Consider the following 19,894-nt stretch of genomic DNA (forward strand, 5'->3'; position numbering starts at 1 on the left):
CTATTCGATGACAATATTATTTTCTGCCGCAATTTTTTTGAAAATGCTTTCTTTGTTTTCTTTTACCATTTTTTGATAAATAGCCCCCATAATCATTTCGGTGTCTTTTGTATATTCTGATTTATCTGCGCTGTAGATTCTGTGCGCTATAAATATATCATTCAATGCTTTTTCGTCATTGTTTATTTGCAAATAGTTTTTTCCTGCTCCAAAATATCCTTCGGCATTGTTGGGTTGGTATTTTATGAGCCTTTCGTAATAATCGATTGCCGTTTTGTAATCTGATTTTAGCGAATAAACTACTCCAATATTCATTAAGGCATATTCGCCTTCGGGATAGATATCCAATGATTTTTTATAATATTTTATGGCATTATCGTAATCCTCCAATTGTCTGTAGCAAACTGCAATATCATCAAGTGCCAAAACAAAATTAGGATCTTGTTTTAATGCAATTTGCAAACCTTCGATTGCTAATTTGTAATTTTTAGCAAGCATAAAATCTTTTGCAACGGTATAGGAATTCTGTGCCTCTTTGTTTTTAGAATCGTTATAATAAATATCTGCTTTGTTTTCAGGTGCTTTTGGTAAAAATTTCGAACAGGTTTTGGAAATAGTCTCATCTGATTTTTGAAGCAAACTCTTGATTCCTTCTACCGTACTAATCCCTTCTCTTGATTTTGCATCTTTATCTTTTAAAACCACTTCTGCCATTGAATTGGTCAAACAATTCCGGTAGATCTCTTCATTTACTTCTTTGCCTTTTTCCAGACAAGTGCAGGCTTTTGCGGCTATTTTTTCTTCTAAGGTCTGACTCTTAGCATTGAAAAAACTTAAAGTAATAAAAAGCAGAAATCTTTTCTTCATAATGGTTAGGTTAGAAAAATTGTATTTATTCTGGTTTTACAACAGGTTTTAAACTGTCTTTTGCAATAACAGTACTGTCTTTTACTGCGGTTGCAGGCGCAAGAGTAGCTACCGGTGCTGTATATTTTTTTATTTTTTGCTGAATTAAAACTGCATCATTTAAAACAAAAGGAGTAGGCATCATCCAGTCGCTTCGAGGTTTTATTTGTAGCAGCGGATTGGTCATTAGATCGAAAGAACTTTCAATTAAATCCATATCAAAAACAGATGATTTATTGATGTAGAAATCCATGACAAGTGGTTCGTTGCCTACAACATAATAACACAATATTTTTCCGCCATCTCTTTCCAGACGGTTTCCTTTTTCTCCTGAAGTTGCGACACCATTAGCTTTAAAATTAAAAAATGTCATTTTAGGATTCGCATAAATATCGTAACGATTTACTTTTCTGTTTGGAGTAATTTTAATTTTTAAATATCTGTTATTGCCTACAGCACTGTCTTTTAAGAAAGCAATCGTTGGTTTTGGAATATCAATAACAGGAGCAATTGCGCTGTAAGTAAAGCCAGAATTGTATTTGCTTGCTAGCGGTAATGAATTTAAACCAACGGCTTTTTGGTTTTTTTCTCCCAAATAGGTTTTTGTCCATTCGTCTAAATTGACATCATAAGTGGTCCATACTGCTGAGTTGGTATTGGCATTATAAACATATAATAAACTGTTTGATTTTGCTTCTCCATGTTGATAACCTGAGTGGTAACCGGCATAGATAAAGAATCCGATTGAAACGGCAAAGAAGAACATCGTCCAGGCTCCTTTTTTAAAGAAGTCACCAAATACGGGAAGTAATAATCCGAAAAGTAAAACGGTTAGAATCGAGCTTCCAAAAAGAATTTTTAAACCTAAACCAACGGGAAACATAACGATGAAAGGCGCAATAATGGCTAATGCAGGAATACTGAATAATAAATTCAATCCTAAACTATAGTGCTGCGTAATGACAAAGATTCCGAATAACAGAATTCCAAAATAAACTGGAATAATCAGGAAACCAGCGCCGGTTAAACTATTGGCTAAAAATGCATTGATGATAATCCAAAGCAGCAAAGGTGCTACAAAATGGTTCATTGTAATTTTTGCTTCTGAAAAATGATGATAGAAAGCAAAAGAAATGGCAATACTTAGTGTTACAAAAGCCCCAATGTAAGCATGACCATTATAAGTAAATCCGTTAAGAAGATCTGAGTATTGCGGATAAATTTGAAGTAGAATTTTCCATCCTAAAAAGGTAACTAATCCTGAGATCGTGATGGCGCCTAAAAGAGGCACAAATCCTCTGAAAATTTCCCTGAAGGTAATGACACGCTTGGCTTTTCCAATAAAAATAAAAAGAATCAATAAGCCTAAAGCAATGATCGTCATTGGGAAAACCCATGTAAAAGGATAACTTATGAAAGAGAACGGAACGCTAAAGTAAACATCATCTTCTGTAGAATTGGTTTCATTTAAATCAACATTCGAAAAATATTTTAATAAAGGCATTAAATATGTTCCCTGATGTTTTAGTGTTGTTTTGCTTAAATGCTGAACATCATCTTGTTGCGTATGATAATTATAATGTCCGTCGATAAAGGCAAAATTGAAACCCTGAATATTTCCCTGTTCTCTAAAAACGGTTAAATCAGTATCGTTAGGAAGCATTTTATAAATACTGTACATCAGCGAATTCGAAACCGGATATTGTGCTTTTGCATTTGCAAATTCTTTTACAAGAGCTTTGTTTCCTTTGTTGGTTTCCATTAACATATAACTTGGTCCGGAAGAACCTCTTGCCTCAAAATTGATGACAAGTCCAACGTCTTTTGCCCATGGATGCTTATTCACAAAAAGAGCGGCTCCGTTTAAGCCCAATTCTTCGGCATCAGAAAAAAGAATGATAATATCGTTTTTATGGGGCTGCTTGGCGTATAAAAAAGCACGAATTCCTTCTAATATAGTCGCAACTCCTGAGGCATCGTCGCTTGCTCCCTTAGAAAATGAATGTGGAGCACTGTCGTAATGGGATAAAAGCAATAGCGCTTTTGAGCTATCAGTTCCTTTTATGCGGGCCAGAATATTTTTAGATTTTACTAAAAGCCCTTTGTCGTTGAGTGTAAAACCTTCCTGAATAGAGGTTTCCAGTCCAATTCGATTGAGTTCAAGTTTAAGGTAATTGGCAACCAGTTCATGATTGGTAGAACCAACATAATGTGGTTTTTGCGCAATAATTTCGACTTGGTTGAGTGCTCTTTCGGTAGAAAAATCAGCAAGTGCTTCTTCATCTTTTGAGATCCATTGCGGCATCATCGAGGCGTATATAATGCCAAGAATTGCTAAAATGCAGACTATGGCCAGAATTGAGGTGGGGTTTTTCTTCATTACGTATTATATTTCTTTTTTAACAAGCATAAAATAATCATTGTCCAAAGATCGATATCCCTGATCATATAGGAAATAGTAGGTATTTCCTGTTTTGGTCTGCAAGATATTGGTAAAGAATTCGAAATCAAAACCTTTATTGATCATTTTATCCCTTGTTGCTTTAGATTTTCCATCAGTATTTAACTCACACAAAATACGGTAATTTTTTCGTAATTTGTTGTTTACATTACGCATGAAATTAGTGCTGTCTTTATTTATTTTATTGTTGTAGGCATTTCTACAGCTGTCTGAACAGAATTTTTTGTCTTCGCGGCCTACAAGTTTTTCGGAACATTCAAGACATGTTTTCATGGGACTAGCTTTTTAATCTCGTACAAATCCCTTCGTCTGTCTTTCAAAATTCGTACACTTCCATGTTCATGAAGCTGCTTTAATAAATTTAAGTCAACGTCAACGATCAATGTCATTTCAGTGTTTGGTGTTGCCTCGGCTTTTATACCATTACTCGGAAAAGCAAAATCCGATGGTGTAAATACAGAAGCTTGTGCGTATTGAATGTCCATATTATTCACTTTAGGTAAATTTCCAACGCAACCTGCTATGGCTACATAACACTCATTTTCGATCGCGCGTGCCTGAGAACAATGTTTTACACGTGTATAAGCATTTTGAGTATCGGTTAAAAAAGGTACAAATAAAATGTTCATTCCTTCATCTGACATTATTCTGGAAAGTTCCGGAAACTCAACATCATAACAAATCAGGATTCCAATTTTGCCGCAATCAGTATCAAAGGTTTTAAAGTGAGATCCGCCTTTCATTCCCCAATGTTGCACTTCATTTGGCGTAACGTGAATTTTGGTATACATTTCTGATGTTCCGTCTCTTTTGCATAAAAAACCTACGTTGTACAAGTTCCCATTATCTAAAAAGGGCATGCTTCCGGTAATGATATTGATGTTATAAGAAATGGCAAATTCCTGAAAACGTTTTCTGATGGGATCAGAATATCGAGCAAGTTCCCGAATGGCTTCGGCCTCAGATAAGTGATTGTAATCGGCCATTAAAGGCGCAATAAAAAGTTCCGGAAACAAAGCAAAATCGGCCCCATAACCTGAAACGACATCGATAAAAAATTCTGATTGTTCAAAAAATTCTTCCAGATTATTCAGCTGGCGCATTTGCCATTGTACCAATCCTAAACGAATAACGCTTTTTTCAAGATTAATTAATTTCGGACTTTCGTCATAGTAAACGTTATTCCATTCTAAAAGCACAGCAAATTCTTTAGATTCTTCGTCGCCTTCAAGGTAATTTTTGATAATTCGTAAAACGTGAAAATCATTACTCAACTGAAAGGAAAGTACCGGATCGTGTAATTCTTTATGTTTTACTTTATCGATATACAATTTTGGCGTCATCTTTTTTGCATGTTGAGAATAATTTGGAATTCTTCCTGCAAAAACAATGGCTTTCAGGTTTAATTGCTCGCAAAGTTCTTTACGTGCATCATATAAACGGCGGCCTAAACGCAAACCGCGATAATTAGGATGGATAAAAACGTCTATACCGTACAATATTTCCCCATCAGGATTATGGGTTGAAAAAGTATAATCTCCAATAATTTGTCTGTAATTGTGTCTTTTGTCTACTAATTTTTCATCGACAATTAGCGATAATGCTGATCCTACAACTATACCGTCAACTAGTATAACCAGTTGGCCTTCAGGGAATATTGAGAGTAATTTTTTTATATCATTAGATCTCCAGTATGAATTCGCCATTTCTGGATACGATTCTACCATTGAATTTTTTAACTGCTGATAGTCGTCGAATTCTAAATTTCTTAATTCGACTTTATTGATTTTTGTTTGCATTGTAGTATGATTTTTGTTAAATATACGGAAAAACATTTCCATTTACAAACGTTTACAAATAGTTACAACCGATTATTTTTTGAACCTGTCGCATCTTTGCCATGTTGAATTTGATATACGAACATTTAAATATTATACGCCATGAATGCAATGAAAAACAGAGTACAATTAATTGGTAACGCAGGAAATGATCCGGACGTCAGAACTTTAGACAGTGGAAGAAAATTAGCCTATTTGACTATTGCTACAAATGAGAAATACACCAATGATAAAGGTGAAAAAGTAGAACAAACCGAATGGCATCGTGTGACCGCCTGGGGAAAAACTGCTGATATTATCGAAAAATATGTGGTGAAAGGGAAGGAAGTCGCTGTGGAAGGAAAACTAACCCACAGAAGTTATGACAATAAAAACGGTGAAAAAAGATATGTGATCGAAGTTATTGTCAATGAGATTTTATTGCTTAGCAGATAACGTTTAACCAGATTTGAAAGTATTTAGCAAACCCGACAGATTTTTAAAATCTGCCGGGTTTAATTTTGGATCAAAATGCAATTATAAAAGAGAAGCACCATTACTATCCGTTGAAAGTATTTCGCTCATATAGTCGAAAAACGGTCTCATATTTTTACAAGTGTCTAAAGCCTGTTCTAAAAATAGCGGACTCAAAACTTCGTCATCTGTAAAACGTTTGATAATCAAAAACTGTTTGTAGCGAAGCAAATCGATGGCTTCGTGAGTGATCTCATAACCTTTTGGTGCTGTTTTGAGTTGTTCGCCTTGTAAGGTTCCAAAGGTTTTTACAAACGATTTTGATTGTAATATTTTCTTCATGGGTTCGGCATCGTGGGCAAATTCGCTTCGTATTCGTTTTAAGTCTGCAGCATTTGGCCCCCAAAAGCCACCTGCAAAAAAACTGTTTCCTTTTTCGATATGAAAATAATAGCCGCCACGTCTTGCACTTGTTGCTCTGGTATAGCTGCCGCCCCAAAAGGTTTTAAAAGGAGTTTTGTCTTTAGAAAATCGAATATCACGATAAATTCTGTATACACTTTTTTTGCCCGAAGAGGTTTCTAAAACATCAGTTTTAGAAAGTTCATGTAGTAGGGCACCTGCAAAGGTTTCTATATGATTGAGTTCTTTTAGATATTGAGGCTTATTTTCTTCAAACCATGGCTTGTTATTGTTTTCTTTGAGCTGGGTCAAAAAATCAAGGCTGGATTTGGGTATGATAATGTTGTTTTTCATAATTGAATTGGTTGGTATTATTAAAATAAAAAGAAAATTATACTTTAAACTAAAAACCCACCAAATTTCTTGGTGGGTTTTATATATTTTAGTTAAGCAGTTTTTTTGAATAAATCAAACATAGGACAACGCGAGCAGCGTTTCTTTTCGCTTTTTTTATATTTCTCACAACAAGAAGATTTGCAGTTTTCCAAGTTTTTAATCTTGTCAAGGAGCTCTTTCTTCTTCTTTTTCTTTTTGTCCTTTTTCTTGTCCTTATCTTTTTCTTTCTTGCCCAATTTTCCTCCGTATTTAAAAACAGAAGCAAATATAAAAGAAAATAGTTATTTTTAAGTATTCTAAATAAACTTTAACTTTTTTTATTTTGGGTTAATAGCAATAGAGCTGGTCACCGTTAATTGCTGAATATCACGGTCAAACAAGTAAAGACCACCTTTATCATCACCAATCAAGTTGATTTTATCTAAGATAGATTTAGCTGTTGCTTCTTCCTCGATTTGTTCTGCTACATACCATTGTAAGAAATTATGTGTTGCATAATCTTTTTCTGAAAAAGTAATATGTACCAATTCATTGATAGATTCTGAAACAAAAATCTCATGGTTGTAAAGGGTTTCAAACATTTCTTTGAATGTAGAATAAGATGTTTTTGGCGCTTTAAGATCGGTAATCTGAGCGTGACCTCCGCGTTCGTTGATATACTTAACTAGTTTAAGCATATGTGCGCGCTCTTCGTCTGATTGGGTATACATAAATTGTGCAATCCCCTCTAATCCGTGTACTTCAGCCCAACAAGCCATAGAAAGGTAGGTTTGCGAAGATTCTGCCTCTATGCGAATTTGCTTGTTTAAAGCTGCTTCAATATTTTTCGATAACATAATGATGACTTTTTTGTAAAGTTAGAAAAAATAATCGGTTCAGGTTTTTTGAAATCGACAAACAGAAGGCATTTGTATTAATTCTCAATAATTTAAGGTTTGTCAGCCGGAAAAGATTTCGAAAAAACAGCTTTGTCAATGATAGGATTTGAAGGTTCTTCAGGAATAAATCCGTCTGTGAATTTTCGCATGACATATTGTTTTAAAGCAGTATCATAATATCCCAGAATGTAATAATTTTTAAATTTTAATATACTTGGCAATGTTGCTTTTCTGTTTTGATCTAAAAAATAATTAATATTATCAGCTGCCAAAGGCTGTTGCTGCGGATTAACGAATTCAAAATTACGATCTAAGGTACTTTCGAAGAAAACACTTTCGGAGTTGAAAGTCTGAGCATAATTCCAACTGTATAATTCATCATTTACGGTATAATACATTCTTTCAATTCTTGGCACTCCGCCTAAAGTTACCAACGTATTCTGGCTATTTTTGAAAACAGATAAACCTATGTCTAAATAAGAAAGGCGTTGCAAAAACTTGCTCGTTTTTTTTAATTCTTTTGGTTTCTGTATATCACGTTGTATTAGCAAAGGCGAACTTTTAAAACGAATAGTATCATTTTTTGAGACCTTAAAACTTTTTACTGTTGTTCCGGAATTATAATCTTTTACATCAAATAGAAGTTCATCCTGATTGGCATTGATCTGATAAATTTTATCATTATAGAAAAATGAATTACTTAACTTTTTAGCGTTTGCAGTTGCAGATTGCATAAAGTTTTTTTCAGACAAATTATTGTTTTCAAGATTAAGATCAAACACCTGGGTTTTATTAGGATTATAATCTAATGTCAAAATCAAATGATCATTGGTCATATAAATTTTGCTTTTTTTGGTGCCTTTGTCCAAAGGATTGTACTCGTCTGATTCGATTTTCTCGATAGGATTTTCATTAATCACCTGATTGAATGTCATGAATTGTGTTTTCCTGTTCTGGAAAGTAAAACGCGAAAAATCAAATTCTTTTTCATCTACGATCCCGTTTTTAAAAGTATATACATTTAAATCAGGTTGATTGAGATCTTTTGAAAGGATATAAAATAAATTGTTTTTCTGGAAAGTGTTGATGATTTGCTGTGTAGTAAAAGGAAATTTAAACATTAAAACTTTATAAGTCTTTGTTTCTAAATAATATTTGATGACCAGAATACTTGTGTCATCATCTGTAGACCAATATAAAGTGGGATTACCATCTTCGCTAAAACTATACCCAATTATCGATTTGTTTTTGAAATTGCTATGCGAAACCGTAAAATCGTCCTTTAGAAATAAAGCACTATTGTATTTTAAGATGGTAGTCTTTTCAGTGTTGGCTGCAAAAGCAAAGACATCATGAGTTATTGTATTCTCAACATTTAAGATCTGATTGGATTCGTCGTATTTTTTTAAATCTAAAGGATAAGAATTCAATACCGTTTGGGCAAACAGTGCTGATTTAAAGAGGAGAAGAAAGAATAGAAATAATGATTTTTTCATGTGGTTTTTATCGACAATAATCATTCCAAATTTATCGCTTTATTTTGTAACCGGTACAAATGAATTCATGAAACTAATTAAGTTTTGTGTTTCTTAAAAAGGATTATTTTTTATTACTAAAAAGAGTAAGGTTACCTTAGCTTAAAGGTATAAAAAAAGTCCTAAAGAAAATTTTCTTTAGGACTTGATTTTTTTATTGTCAGGGAGATTATTTTACTCTAAAAGTAACTCTTCTTGCCAATCTTCTGGCTTCTTCAGAATCTTTTTGAATTGATGTATCAGCTCCATTAGCCACAACATTTAATTTAGAAGATGCAATACCTGCTTTTTCTAAAATAGTTTTAACATTATTAGCTCTTGCATTTGATAATTTCTCGTTGTATTCTGACTTACCAACCTGATCTGCATAACCAAGGATATCCAAATTAGCTGAAGGATTTTTTCTTAAATAACTTAAGACAACATCAATCGCAGCAGTTGAATTTTCGATTGGAGTCGATTTGTTAAAGTCAAAATAAACGCTGTAATATTTATCATTAATCATTTCTTTAACAACATCTTTGTTTTCAACAACAGTGTTTGTAACAGGTTTTTCTACGATAACTTGTTTAGATGGGATGTTTTTTATCTGAGCTTCAAGTTCAGCAAGTTTGTTGTCATATGCTGTAAGATCAACATTCTCAGAAATTACTGTCCAGTCAGCATGTTTTGCATTTTTACCTAAGTAAACTTGCAAACCAACTGTTCCGTTGAACACAAGCCCTGAAAGTCCTCTTGAATTTGTAAGACCTGCTCCGTCAAAAGTATTATCCTGAAAAGCATTAACAATCGTAGTAACATCACCTGTTAAAGCAATACGGTTTGATAATCTAATTTGACCTGTAAAACCAGCAATGAAGTTATCCATTCTGTCTTTTACATGTAAGTCTTCATTTTCTAATTGAGCAACCCCAATACCGGCATGACCTAATAAACCAATAGTTTTAGTCCATGTTTCAAAATTCATGATTCTTCCTAAGTTGGCTACCCCTTGTAAATCAACTCTGTAATATTTAGAGTCAAAATTAAGTGAGTTACCATGATCCGTGAAACTGTTGTATCCGAAATCAGCTTTTAGACCAAATTTGTTGTTCATCATGTATCTTACACCTAAATCAGCAGTAAATGGACTAACTCTTGCAGTGTAATAATTATCAGACATTGGATGCTGAGGTTTGTTAAAACCACCGGCTAATTCGATCGACCATTTGTTATAGTCATTTCCGCTATTTTCTGTTTGCGCGTGTAGGTTGTTGAAAACCAGCGAAAACACTAGAATAATTACAATTTTTTTCATTATTATTTGAGATTTTTAAATTCACCCCAAACAAACAATTTATTGTAAGAATTACTTTCCAATAAAAGCCATAATAATAACAGAATAAGGTTAAAAAATGATTTTAATTATTCATGAGCCCTTGAAAACAATCGACAAACTGGCCCATGTGCAAACCATCCATCAAACCATGATGAACATGTACCGACATGGAAATAGTTCTTTTTCCGGTTGCTGAAGTAATCATTTTTCCAAAAGAAATTTTAGGACAACTATCAGGAAATGTGTAATTACGTGCATGCGAAAGCGAAGTAAAATTCAACCACGGAATTGAAGAGAAATGAATCAGATTGTCATCATCGAATGATCTTGTAAAAAGCCCGCTTGTGTTTTGAATGCGCTCAATCTCGGCTAAAGCATTTTGTTTGAATATCTTAAAATCAGCATTGTATTCGATTAAAGAGAATCCGAAAGTGCCATCTTCGCGTCCAATTGTTGCCGATGCGTCAACACGATCATTAATATAGATCTTGTCATCGGCAATTCGATATTTAAAATTCTCGATTGTATTTACTGCAACTAATGTTTTGTGTAAATAATAGATAAAGAAAGAAGCTTTAAGGCTTTTTGCCGTTTGATAGGCTTGGGTACAATCAATTTCTACGGTTGCACCAAAAAAAGGCTCTTCCATTTGTCTGAAATGCTGGAAATGTTCTTTTCTGTTCCAGTTTTCTAAATCCAAAAGTGTTTTCATTATGATAAGTTCTGAAGTACTTCAGTAATTTTTTCGAATGAACTAAAATGTTCGTGTTCGACTTTATGACTAATTTTTTCGTGTTCCCAAGTGGTGTGAAACGGAATGTGAACGGCGTAACCTCCAAGTCCTAAAACGGGCAAAACATCAGATTTTAATGAATTTCCGATCATTAGAAACTCATGTGCCTGAATGTCTAAACGCCCTAATAATTTTTCATAATCGATTTCCTGTTTGTCTGACATTACTTCGATATGGTGAAAATAATGCCCCAAACCAGAGCGGTGCAATTTGCTGTGCTGGTCTTTTAAGTCGCCTTTTGTGGCAACAACCAATTTGTATTTTCCGTGTAAAGCCTGCAAAGTTTCTTCGACTCCATCCAGAAGTTCGATTGGTTTTTCGAGTAATTCTTTTCCGTATTGAATGATTTTTTCGATCACCTCAATCGGGATGGTATTGTTCGAAATATTCATTGCCGCTTCAATCATCGACAAAATATAGCCTTTGATTCCGTAACCGTATAGAGGTAAATTGTCAATTTCGATCTTAAACAATTCCTGCGAAATGCCCTGATGCGAAAGATAATCTTCCATCAAAGCACAGAATTTATGCTCCGTTTCCTCGAAGTAAGGTTCATTTACAAATAAAGTATCATCAGCATCAAATGCGATTACTTTTAAGTTTGGTATTTTGTTTCTATGTAACATGTGTTTTTTGTTTCAAGTTTGTTTTGTTTCAGGTTTTTTTTGCCACAGATTAAAGGATTACAATGATTAAAAAAAATCTGCCTAATCTGCTTGGAGCTTTTTCGCCACGAATTTCACGAATTAGCACTAATTTTTTTGCCACAGATTAAAGGAGTAGAATGATTAAAAAAATAATCTGCTCAATCTGCGTGAAGCTTTTTCGCTACTAATTTCACTAATTGACATTAATTCTTTTGCCAGAGATTAAAGAATCACAATGATTTAAAAAAAAATCTGCCCAATCTGCCCAATCTGCGAGAGAACCTTTCCGCAACAAATTAAAAATAAATCCGTTTAAACCCGCGTCATCCGCGTGCCATTTCTCAATCTTATCCCTTATTAAACAGTTTCTTCAAAGAGATCGTCTTATCATAAAACGTAATCCTGATTCCGAATAGCAAAATGATCCCGCCTAAAACCATTTGTAAAGTTATTTGTTCTTCTAAAAACAACCAAGCTAATATAGATGTAATTACCGCCTGACTCAATAAACTTAACGAAACTCTCGTCGCGCGCATGTGTTGCGTGGCATAACTAATCGAAAGCCATGCACACAATTGGCACATTACTGCCTGCAGAACCAATACAAACCATCCCGTATCTGAGAATCCGGTAAAAGACTCGTTTAATGCATAACAAAGTATTCCTAAATAAATACTTGAAGCCACTAAATTGATTGTCATAAACGATAGAACATCAACATGCGAAAGCACATTTTTACTCACCAAAAGATAAATAGAATAAAGAATTCCGGATAATACAGCGAATAAAAAGGCCTGATTAAAATTCAATTCCAGAAAAAAGCTAAACCCCACCAAAGTGATCATTCCGAATAATGAAACTATGGTCCCAATCCAGAAATTGGTTGCCGGTTTTGATTTTAAAAAGAAAAAAGAACCAATCCCCACCCAAACCGGAGATAGATTTGTTAATAAAGAAGCCTGAGTAGCACTTGAATCCTGAATGGCAATATTCCAAACGGCAACATCTGAAGCAAATAAAATCCCACAGAGCGCTGCTAAAAGAACGTATTTTGTCTTTGGGAGCTTGAAATTTTTAGTAATAAGGACATAAGGCAAAAGTAAAGTCAAGGCAATAGACATGCGATAAAAAGCCGAAATTAATCCAGATGCTAATTTTAGTTTAACCAATATGGGGAATATCGAAATACAAAGTATTCCGCAGATTAGGGCTAATCTTGGTTTGGTAATTTTCATTGTAATGCATTTCGAACTTACTAAAATGAACTTTGTAAGTGTTTTTAAATCTTTTTTAAAGTAAAATTGCGTGAAGCAAAGTTCACGCAATTTATAGAATATACAATAATAAGTTGATTCTTATTCTTCTTTTTCTACCACTTCAATTGTTGGAGGTACTTCAGGAGCGTCTTCCCCTTTTAGGTAAGATGGTAGATTAAGTCCGGCCATATTAAATAAATCATTCAAAGGAGGAACGGTTTTCATCATTCCTGAAACAAAGTTTGCCGTTGATGAATTTCCGTTTTCGCCCTGACCATTTCCGGAATCCCAAACCGTGATTTTATCAATTTTGATGTTTTTAACAGCTTCAACCTGAGTTTTAACCAATTCAGGAAGTTTTTCTAATAACAATAATTGGAACGCTTTGCTCGGATCTCCTCCTGCAGCAGCCACAACTTCTTTATAACCTTCAGCTTGTTTTGTCAATATTTCAAAGAGACCTTTTGCTTCTGCTTCCATTTTTGCAAAAATTGCGTCCGCTTCTCCTTTTGCATTCTCTCTTATGGTTTCGGCAGCAGCCTGAGCTTCGATAATGGCTCTTTGTTTGGCAATTTCGGCAGGAATTACAATATTGGCAATTTGGGTAGAACGTTCTCTTTCAGAACGAGCCAACTCGGCTTTTTGCTCTGCAACATACGATTCTTCTAATGCTTTTGCTTGTTGTACTTTCTCAGCGGTTATAGCAATACGCAATGATTCTGCTTCTTTTTCTCTACGTAAAGCTTCAGAATTTGCGATTGCAATCTTAGCTTCGTTTTCTCCCTGAATCGCAATTGCATTTGCTTCAGATGTTTTTACCCTTGTATCTCTTGCTGCTTCTGCTTTTCCAATCGTTTCATCTTTAGAGGCAGTTGCAATACTAATTTCTCTGTCTTTTTGCGTAATAGCGATTTTTACGTCTCGGTCTCTGTGCGTTTCAGCAATTTGAGTGTCTTTTTCTCTATCGGCAAGAGCTTTACCGGTTTCTCCAATTTTTTCCTGTTCAGCAACACTAATTTTTGCTTCGTTGATTGCTTTCGCAGCAGCTTCTTTTCCTAAAGCTTCGATATATCCAGACTCGTCTTTAATATCGGTAACGTTTACGTTGATTAGTTTTAAACCAATTTTCTTTAATTCGCTGTCAACATTTTTCGAGATATTATCCAAAAATTTATCACGGTCAGAATTGATTTCTTCAATAGTCATCGTAGCAATTACCAAACGCAATTGTCCAAATAGAATATCTTTTGCCAGTTCCTGAATTTGTTCTGATGATAAACCTAAAAGTCTTTCAGCCGCCGTATTCATGCTGTCTGATTCAGTAGAAATAGCGATTGTAAATCGACATGGAACATCGACTCTAATGTTTTGTCTACTCAGGGCATTGGTTAAATTGGCCTCGATCGAAAGCGGTTTTAAATCTAAAAAAGAATAGTCCTGAATTACAGGCCAGATAAAGGCACCACCTCCGTGAACACATTTTGCCGATGTGCCGCCTGTACGACCATAAATGACTAAGATTTTATCAGAAGGACAACGTTTGTACCTTGATATTAATGCCGAAATTGTTACGAATAAAACGATTGCCGCAACTGCAATTAAAATAATTGGGTTCATGCTTGGTTATGTTAAATGGATTCTACTATTAAAATATTGTTATTCTCTATTTTTACTACTCTAACTACTGCGCCTGAAGGGATTCTTTCATTTTCGGTCATGGCTTCTAATTCATGAAAGGTACCATTGACACTGATCATGATTTTGCCTTTTCCTTTTTTGTTTTCCGGAATCGTCAAATAAACTTCGGCGGTTTTGTTTAATGTATTTGTAATTTTAAAAGAATTGTCTTCGGCTAATTTTTGTACTTGTTTGATAACCAGAAAGAATAAAACAACAAATAGAACCCCAACAATAAATGAAGCAACGATAAGCACTACTGGTTGATCGCCAATTGTGGAATAAAAAGAAATTCCTGTCCAACTAAAACCTAATAGGAAATTGATCAGATTTCGTAACGAAAAAAGCTGAAAATCTGAACCTCCATCATGTACATCGCCATGAAAATCAGTATCAAAACCATCGGCTACGTCAAGACCTGTAAAGGTGATAATGGTTTGAATAATAAAAATGATACTCGTTGGAATAGCGATATACCAAAAGGATTTGAGTAAGGTGGGTAAACTATCTAAAAGTTCGATCATTTTAGGTTTTTTTAGAATGATTTAGGCGCTAATATCTTACTTTTTATGAAAGAAAACTAATTTGAATTAAAATAGGTGTTCTTGTAGTGTCTAAATAAATAAAGAGTGGTACCAGTTTATAACTATGATAAAACGAGGAATTATGTTGTTGAGTAGAGAATTATAATATTTACTTTAGATTCGATAAAACGGTCCCGAGTTATCATTGGGATAACTCGGGAATTTAAGATTTTAATCAGCAAATTTTCTAATGATATATTCTTTGGTTTTATTATCATAATAACCCAAATAATAAAAATTACTAATCTTAAATAAGGTTTGTGATGAAACGTCGGTGTTCTTGTCAAAAAACGTTCTGATTTTATCAAATGCCAAAGGTTGTAATTCGCCTTTTATATTATTTCCTTCTTTGTCAAATAAACCTTCAATTTTTACGACTTTCCTATTAGTATATGAGTTGAAGTTTTCCATTGTTGGATTGTACACCGCTACTGAAATCAAAGCTCCAATTAAACCAAATTGTCCTAAAGCCGCTTGTCCGCCTGATTGCTGAGTTGAAGAAACACCTCCAAAAGTAATTAGGGTATTTTCGCCAATATGATAGCAAGAAAGACCAGCATTTAAATTGTTTACTTTTCTAATAAACTGCGCTGAGGTTTCTAAGGTTCTTTTTCCTCCAAAGAAATCTCCACCTTCCTGATATATTTCGGAATTCTTGAATTCGATTGGTTTGGTAATATTAGCAAAATGTTCTTTTAAGATATTGTCATCCAAATCTTTTATGGTAAAATATAAAAGATCTGATGAAGTTTTTACCTGATAAAGTTTATTCTCAAAATAGAAAGAGTTAGAATTTAAAGATGTACGATCTCCTGGTATAAAACGTTGTTTTATCATTTTTTCTGTAGCAGTAAACGTGTTTAGATCAATAGTAAAAACCTGGGTAAAGTCAACATTAGTATCCAGAGTTATTATAATTTGGTTTTTATTAAAGTAACATTTTCTCTTTTTGGCTCCATCGGTTAATGAAGTTGGGTTTTCAGGGGTGATATACTTTAGTGTATATGGAAGTTCAAAAGGAAGTAAATTTTCACTTAATGTTCCATCTAAATCTGTTTTTGCATAAGTTCGTTTTACAAAGTGAAATCCTTCCAGCGAAATTGTTTTTGCATTATAGTTTCCGTCTTTGTCAAAAATATGAAGTTTCAAATTACTGCTTTTCTTGATAAAAGTTAAAATATAGAAATTCTCATTTTCGCTGAATTTTTGTAGAATTTTCTCTTCTTTTAATACAAGAGAATATTGTTTTGTTTCGACTTTGCGCGTATTAAAATCAAACAATTGCGTATAAATGTCCTGATAATTATCAGACGACCAGAATAATCTAGTATTGTTATTGCTGATATTATAACCAATCATATTGTCATAAGTCTTAGCACTTGGTCTTTCGGTAGAAATACTATCAACAATTTGCATGTTTTCGCTAAGATGAATGGCTTTTACTTTTATTTTGTCACTAACAAATAAAGTAACATCCTTTTTTTTAGTATTTACAACCTGAAAAATGTCACGATTCTTTTTTAATTCAACAGGAGTGGAACTTACAATATCTTGAGAAAAAGAAAGTAAACTATTTAAAAATAAAGAGGTAAGGAGGAATTTTTTGAACATATAAAGATTTTTTTTTGACGAATATCTTGTTTTTTTTTGAAAGTAAAAGGATAGTAAATAAAATGTTTCACAATTTCCTTTTAAAAGGAAAAGCGAGAATCTATTAAGTGATTAACAAATTCACGTTTTTTTGGTAAATATAAAATTTTAGTTTAAACTTGTTTCGTTTACAAATGCAAACCAAGAATCATAATTGTGCCTAACGGCACAAAAAAAAGATGTGCATTGCACATCTTTAATATTTTGATTTTTACAAAATCTTAATTTATAGTTTCACCATTCGGAGCATCAGTATCAGGATTTACGAAAACCAGTTTACCTTCAGTATTTGTTGTCATTAAAATCATACCCTGACTTTCAACTCCGCGTAAGGCTCTTGGCGCCAAGTTCGCTAAAACCGTAACGCGTTTACCAATGATTTCTTCTGGCGAAAAGCTTTCGGCAATTCCAGAAACTATCGTGCGAACATCAATTCCGGTATCGATTTTTAGCACCAAAAGTTTGTTTGCTTTTGGCATTTTTTCGGCTTCGATGATCGTTCCTACACGTAAATCCATTTTGGCGAAATCCTCATATTGAATTAAATCTTTTTGAGGTTCAGCTTTTTTGTTTTCGGCGATATTAGCTGTTTTTGTAGCTTCCAATTTATCTATTTGTTTTTGTATTTCTTCGTCTTCGATTTTTGCGAATAATAATTCGGCTTCACCAATTTGGTGACCTTCCGGAATCAATTCTGAATTTTTAGTAACATCATTCCAGTTCAATTTGCCTTCGTTTTTCAGGATTCTTGACAATTTAGCCGCAGTAAAAGGTAAAAAAGGTTCAGCCAAAATGCTCAACGCAGCAGCAATTTGCAGCGCCACATACATTTGAGTTTTTACACGCTCCGGATTGTCTTTCATTACTTTCCAAGGCTCTTCATCGGCAAGATATTTATTTCCTAAACGAGCCACATTCATCAATTCACCCAAAGCTTCACGGAATCTGTAACGCTCTACCGAACTTGAAATCACGGCTGGATACGCTTTTAATTCTGCTAAAGTGTTTTCGTCAACTTCAGATAATTCATTTGGAGTTGGGATAAATCCGTCGTAATATTTGTTCGTTAGAACCACCACACGATTAATGAAATTTCCAAAAATGGCAACCAATTCATTGTTATTTCTTGCCTGAAAATCTTTCCAGGTAAAATCATTATCCTTAGTTTCTGGAGCGTTTGAGGTTAATGCATAACGTAAAACGTCTTGTTTCTCCGGAAATTCTTCCAGATATTCGTGCAACCAAACTGCCCAGTTTTTAGAAGTCGAAAGTTTATTTCCTTCCAGATTCAAAAACTCATTTGCAGGAACATTGTCCGGCAAAATATAGCTTCCTTCGGCTTTAAGCATCGCAGGGAAAATGATACAGTGAAAAACAATATTGTCTTTCCCAATAAAATGAACCAGTTTTGTGTCTTCATCTTTCCAGTATGGTTCCCAGTCTTTTCCTTCGCGCAGCGCCCATTCTTTAGTCGATGAAATGTAACCGATAGGTGCATCAAACCAAACGTATAATTTCTTTCCTTCAGCACCTTCAACCGGAACATCAATTCCCCAATCAAGGTCACGCGTAACGGCACGAGGTTCCAATCCGCCATCTACCCAAGATTTTACTTGTCCGTAAACATTAGGTTTCCAGTCGTTTTTATGTCCAACAAGAATCCATTCAGTAAGGAATTCAGTATATCTGTCAAGAGGTAAAAACCAGTGTTTAGTCGATTTCAATATCGGAGTTTCTCCCGTAATTGTCGATTTTGGGTTTATTAAATCTGTAGCATTCAAAGTTGATCCACAATTTTCGCACTGATCTCCGTAAGCTCCGTCATTGCCACATTTAGGGCAAGTTCCCACTACAAAACGGTCTGCGAGAAACTGATCTGCTTTTGCATCATACAATTGCTCTGTTGTTTCTTCAATAAAATCGCCTTTATCATACAATGTTCTAAAGAATTCCTGAGCCGTATCGTGATGAATCTTAGCCGAAGTACGGGAATAATTATCAAACGAAATTCCGAAATCATTAAATGATTTTCTAATAATTCCGTCATATTTATCAATAACTTCTTGTGGTGTAATTCCTTCTTTTTTGGCTTTCATCGAAATTGCAACGCCATGTTCATCACTTCCGCAAATAAACGCAACGTCTTTTCCTTGCAAACGTAAATATCTCGAATAAATATCTGCAGGCACGTAAACCCCTGCCAAATGCCCAATATGTATAGGTCCGTTGGTGTAAGGCAATGCCGCCGTAATAGTATATCTCTTTGGATTCTGTATCATAACTCAATTTTATTGAGTGCAAAAATAAGCAATAGAATTGAGATTTTGTTATTCCGCGGAGATTCGCACGCAATTTCGCAGAGTTGAACTAAGAAAAAACACAGAGATTCGCAAAGTTTTTTTAATCTCGCAAAGTCGCAGAGGCGCAAAGTTTTATTCGCTATTGCTATGCTTATTGTAGACTGGACTGAAGTCCAGCCCTACAAAATAAATCGTTCCCCTGGAACTTTTTCGGGAGAGCCTTCGGCTCAGAACAGATTTTAATCCATTCAAAATGAATGTACATATAAAACCTTTGCGCCTTTGCGAGATTATTTCAGCCAAATCCATAAAAATCTTTGCGGCGCTTCGACTTCGCTCAGCCTGACAGGTGCATTAAAACCTTTGCGACTTAGTGCCTTTGCGTGATTATTTCAAACCAATAAATAAAACCTCTGCGAATCTCTGTGGTAAAACGCATAAAATAGAACCAATTTAAACTAGCTCCCTAATTAAAATCTTAAAAATTTATTTCGCAATCTTTGCCCTGAAAAAAAACAAAAACAAGTTATGAGCAAGACAAAATTAATCATCAATAAAAACGGATCTATCAAAATCGAAGGTGATTTCGAAATCATGGATTCTGAAGGAACAGTTTACGGACTACAAGGAAGAGCTGCATTAGGACTTTGCCGTTGCGGATTATCTGCAAACAAACCTTTTTGCGATGGAGGGCACCGTAATAATTTCGAACACGATTCTATCGCATTCGATTTACCACCAATGAAAACAAACTAAGAAAATATTCTGGTTAAGATATAAAGCTGCATTTTTTGATGCAG

The 19,894-nt window shown here is 34.3% G+C and carries 18 protein-coding genes; 2 read left to right on the forward strand and 16 right to left on the reverse strand.

Translation table 11 applies throughout. The features are described 5' to 3' along the window. Genes GIY83_RS20395 through GIY83_RS20410 form a run of 4 tightly spaced genes read right to left on the reverse strand, consistent with a single transcriptional unit; the run spans window position 1 to window position 5,166 of the window. Window positions 1–867, reverse strand: coding sequence for a lipopolysaccharide assembly protein LapB (locus GIY83_RS20395; protein ID WP_208683167.1), 867 nt, complete (start codon window positions 865–867; stop codon window positions 1–3). A 25-nt stretch (window positions 868–892) separates the two neighbouring features. After that, window positions 893–3,286 (reverse strand): M28 family peptidase, encoded by a 2,394-nt coding sequence (locus GIY83_RS20400; protein WP_208683169.1) that lies wholly within the window; start codon window positions 3,284–3,286, stop codon window positions 893–895. Between the two features lie 6 nt (window positions 3,287–3,292). Then, on the reverse strand, window positions 3,293–3,640 hold the full coding sequence (locus GIY83_RS20405; protein WP_194617984.1) for a hypothetical protein: 348 nt from the start codon (window positions 3,638–3,640) through the stop codon (window positions 3,293–3,295). Beyond that, the gene (locus GIY83_RS20410; protein WP_208683171.1) at window positions 3,637–5,166 is read right to left on the reverse strand and encodes a carbon-nitrogen hydrolase family protein; all 1,530 of its coding nucleotides are present in this window, start codon (window positions 5,164–5,166) and stop codon (window positions 3,637–3,639) included. Before GIY83_RS20410 ends, GIY83_RS20405 begins: the two co-directional genes overlap by 4 nt. A 141-nt stretch (window positions 5,167–5,307) precedes the next feature. Here GIY83_RS20410 and GIY83_RS20415 point away from each other — a divergent pair, with 141 nt between their 5' ends. Further along, entirely contained in the window at window positions 5,308–5,640 is a 333-nt protein-coding gene (locus GIY83_RS20415) for a single-stranded DNA-binding protein (protein ID WP_208683173.1), read from the forward strand. A gap of 81 nt (window positions 5,641–5,721) precedes the next feature. On the opposite strand, the gene GIY83_RS20420 is transcribed toward GIY83_RS20415, so the two are convergent. The 12 genes from GIY83_RS20420 to metG all read right to left on the reverse strand — a co-directional run bounded on the left by GIY83_RS20420 (window position 5,722) and on the right by metG (window position 19,073). Beyond that, window positions 5,722–6,414 carry a DUF2461 domain-containing protein gene (locus GIY83_RS20420; protein ID WP_208683175.1) on the reverse strand — a complete coding sequence of 231 codons (693 nt, stop codon included), beginning with the start codon at window positions 6,412–6,414 and terminating at the stop codon, window positions 5,722–5,724. 92 nt (window positions 6,415–6,506) lie between these two features. After that, a complete protein-coding gene (locus GIY83_RS20425) occupies window positions 6,507–6,692 on the reverse strand; it encodes a hypothetical protein (RefSeq protein ID WP_194617981.1) in 186 nt (61 codons plus the stop codon). Window positions 6,693–6,773: 81 nt separating this feature from the next. After that, window positions 6,774–7,292, reverse strand: coding sequence for a ferritin (locus tag GIY83_RS20430; protein ID WP_194617980.1), 519 nt, complete (start codon window positions 7,290–7,292; stop codon window positions 6,774–6,776). A 92-nt stretch (window positions 7,293–7,384) separates the two neighbouring features. Next, a complete protein-coding gene (locus GIY83_RS20435; RefSeq protein WP_208683176.1) occupies window positions 7,385–8,830 on the reverse strand; it encodes a hypothetical protein in 1,446 nt (481 codons plus the stop codon). Window positions 8,831–9,038: 208 nt separating this feature from the next. Beyond that, window positions 9,039–10,166 (reverse strand): OmpA family protein, encoded by a 1,128-nt coding sequence (locus GIY83_RS20440; protein ID WP_208683177.1) that lies wholly within the window; start codon window positions 10,164–10,166, stop codon window positions 9,039–9,041. A 103-nt stretch (window positions 10,167–10,269) separates the two neighbouring features. Next, on the reverse strand, window positions 10,270–10,899 hold the full coding sequence (locus GIY83_RS20445) for a chloramphenicol acetyltransferase (protein WP_194617978.1): 630 nt from the start codon (window positions 10,897–10,899) through the stop codon (window positions 10,270–10,272). After that, complete coding sequence (locus GIY83_RS20450) at window positions 10,899–11,606, reverse strand: HAD family hydrolase (RefSeq protein ID WP_194617977.1); 708 nt, start codon at window positions 11,604–11,606, stop codon at window positions 10,899–10,901. The genes GIY83_RS20445 and GIY83_RS20450 overlap by 1 nt, the downstream gene beginning before the upstream one ends. A gap of 368 nt (window positions 11,607–11,974) precedes the next feature. Beyond that, window positions 11,975–12,862, reverse strand: coding sequence for a DMT family transporter (locus GIY83_RS20455; protein WP_194617976.1), 888 nt, complete (start codon window positions 12,860–12,862; stop codon window positions 11,975–11,977). Window positions 12,863–12,982: 120 nt separating this feature from the next. After that, window positions 12,983–14,500 (reverse strand): flotillin family protein, encoded by a 1,518-nt coding sequence (locus GIY83_RS20460; RefSeq protein ID WP_194617975.1) that lies wholly within the window; start codon window positions 14,498–14,500, stop codon window positions 12,983–12,985. 11 nt (window positions 14,501–14,511) lie between these two features. Next, window positions 14,512–15,084, reverse strand: coding sequence for an NfeD family protein (locus tag GIY83_RS20465; RefSeq protein WP_229029145.1), 573 nt, complete (start codon window positions 15,082–15,084; stop codon window positions 14,512–14,514). A 231-nt stretch (window positions 15,085–15,315) separates the two neighbouring features. After that, entirely contained in the window at window positions 15,316–16,755 is a 1,440-nt protein-coding gene (locus tag GIY83_RS20470) for a hypothetical protein (protein WP_208683178.1), read from the reverse strand. Between the two features lie 260 nt (window positions 16,756–17,015). After that, the gene (gene metG, locus GIY83_RS20475) at window positions 17,016–19,073 is read right to left on the reverse strand and encodes a methionine--tRNA ligase (RefSeq protein WP_208683182.1); all 2,058 of its coding nucleotides are present in this window, start codon (window positions 19,071–19,073) and stop codon (window positions 17,016–17,018) included. A gap of 549 nt (window positions 19,074–19,622) precedes the next feature. On the opposite strand from metG, the gene GIY83_RS20480 reads away from it, so the two are divergent. Continuing rightward, the gene (locus GIY83_RS20480) at window positions 19,623–19,850 is read left to right on the forward strand and encodes a CDGSH iron-sulfur domain-containing protein (protein ID WP_056248078.1); all 228 of its coding nucleotides are present in this window, start codon (window positions 19,623–19,625) and stop codon (window positions 19,848–19,850) included. Window positions 19,851–19,894: the final 44 nt, after the last annotated feature.

Origin of the sequence: Flavobacterium sp. SLB02 (assembly GCF_009664855.1) — a bacterium.
Classification (GTDB): Bacteria; Bacteroidota; Bacteroidia; order Flavobacteriales; family Flavobacteriaceae; genus Flavobacterium.

Excerpts from the sequence above, each read along its gene's own strand:
- GIY83_RS20470 (WP_208683178.1), bottom strand. The coding sequence starts at position 16,755 with ATGTTCAAAAAATTCCTCCTTACCTCTTTATTTTTAAATAGTTTACTT.
- GIY83_RS20405 (WP_194617984.1), bottom strand. The coding sequence starts at position 3,640 with ATGAAAACATGTCTTGAATGTTCCGAAAAACTTGTAGGCCGCGAAGAC.
- GIY83_RS20445 (WP_194617978.1), bottom strand. The coding sequence starts at position 10,899 with ATGAAAACACTTTTGGATTTAGAAAACTGGAACAGAAAAGAACATTTC.
- GIY83_RS20440 (WP_208683177.1), bottom strand. The coding sequence starts at position 10,166 with ATGAAAAAAATTGTAATTATTCTAGTGTTTTCGCTGGTTTTCAACAAC.
- GIY83_RS20400 (WP_208683169.1), bottom strand. The coding sequence starts at position 3,286 with ATGAAGAAAAACCCCACCTCAATTCTGGCCATAGTCTGCATTTTAGCA.
- GIY83_RS20450 (WP_194617977.1), bottom strand. The coding sequence starts at position 11,606 with ATGTTACATAGAAACAAAATACCAAACTTAAAAGTAATCGCATTTGAT.
- GIY83_RS20430 (WP_194617980.1), bottom strand. The coding sequence starts at position 7,292 with ATGTTATCGAAAAATATTGAAGCAGCTTTAAACAAGCAAATTCGCATA.
- GIY83_RS20395 (WP_208683167.1), bottom strand. The coding sequence starts at position 867 with ATGAAGAAAAGATTTCTGCTTTTTATTACTTTAAGTTTTTTCAATGCT.
- GIY83_RS20460 (WP_194617975.1), bottom strand. The coding sequence starts at position 14,500 with ATGAACCCAATTATTTTAATTGCAGTTGCGGCAATCGTTTTATTCGTA.
- GIY83_RS20435 (WP_208683176.1), bottom strand. The coding sequence starts at position 8,830 with ATGAAAAAATCATTATTTCTATTCTTTCTTCTCCTCTTTAAATCAGCA.
- GIY83_RS20480 (WP_056248078.1), top strand. The coding sequence starts at position 19,623 with ATGAGCAAGACAAAATTAATCATCAATAAAAACGGATCTATCAAAATC.
- metG (WP_208683182.1), bottom strand. The coding sequence starts at position 19,073 with ATGATACAGAATCCAAAGAGATATACTATTACGGCGGCATTGCCTTAC.
- GIY83_RS20465 (WP_229029145.1), bottom strand. The coding sequence starts at position 15,084 with ATGATCGAACTTTTAGATAGTTTACCCACCTTACTCAAATCCTTTTGG.
- GIY83_RS20415 (WP_208683173.1), top strand. The coding sequence starts at position 5,308 with ATGAATGCAATGAAAAACAGAGTACAATTAATTGGTAACGCAGGAAAT.
- GIY83_RS20410 (WP_208683171.1), bottom strand. The coding sequence starts at position 5,166 with ATGCAAACAAAAATCAATAAAGTCGAATTAAGAAATTTAGAATTCGAC.
- GIY83_RS20455 (WP_194617976.1), bottom strand. The coding sequence starts at position 12,862 with ATGAAAATTACCAAACCAAGATTAGCCCTAATCTGCGGAATACTTTGT.
- GIY83_RS20420 (WP_208683175.1), bottom strand. The coding sequence starts at position 6,414 with ATGAAAAACAACATTATCATACCCAAATCCAGCCTTGATTTTTTGACC.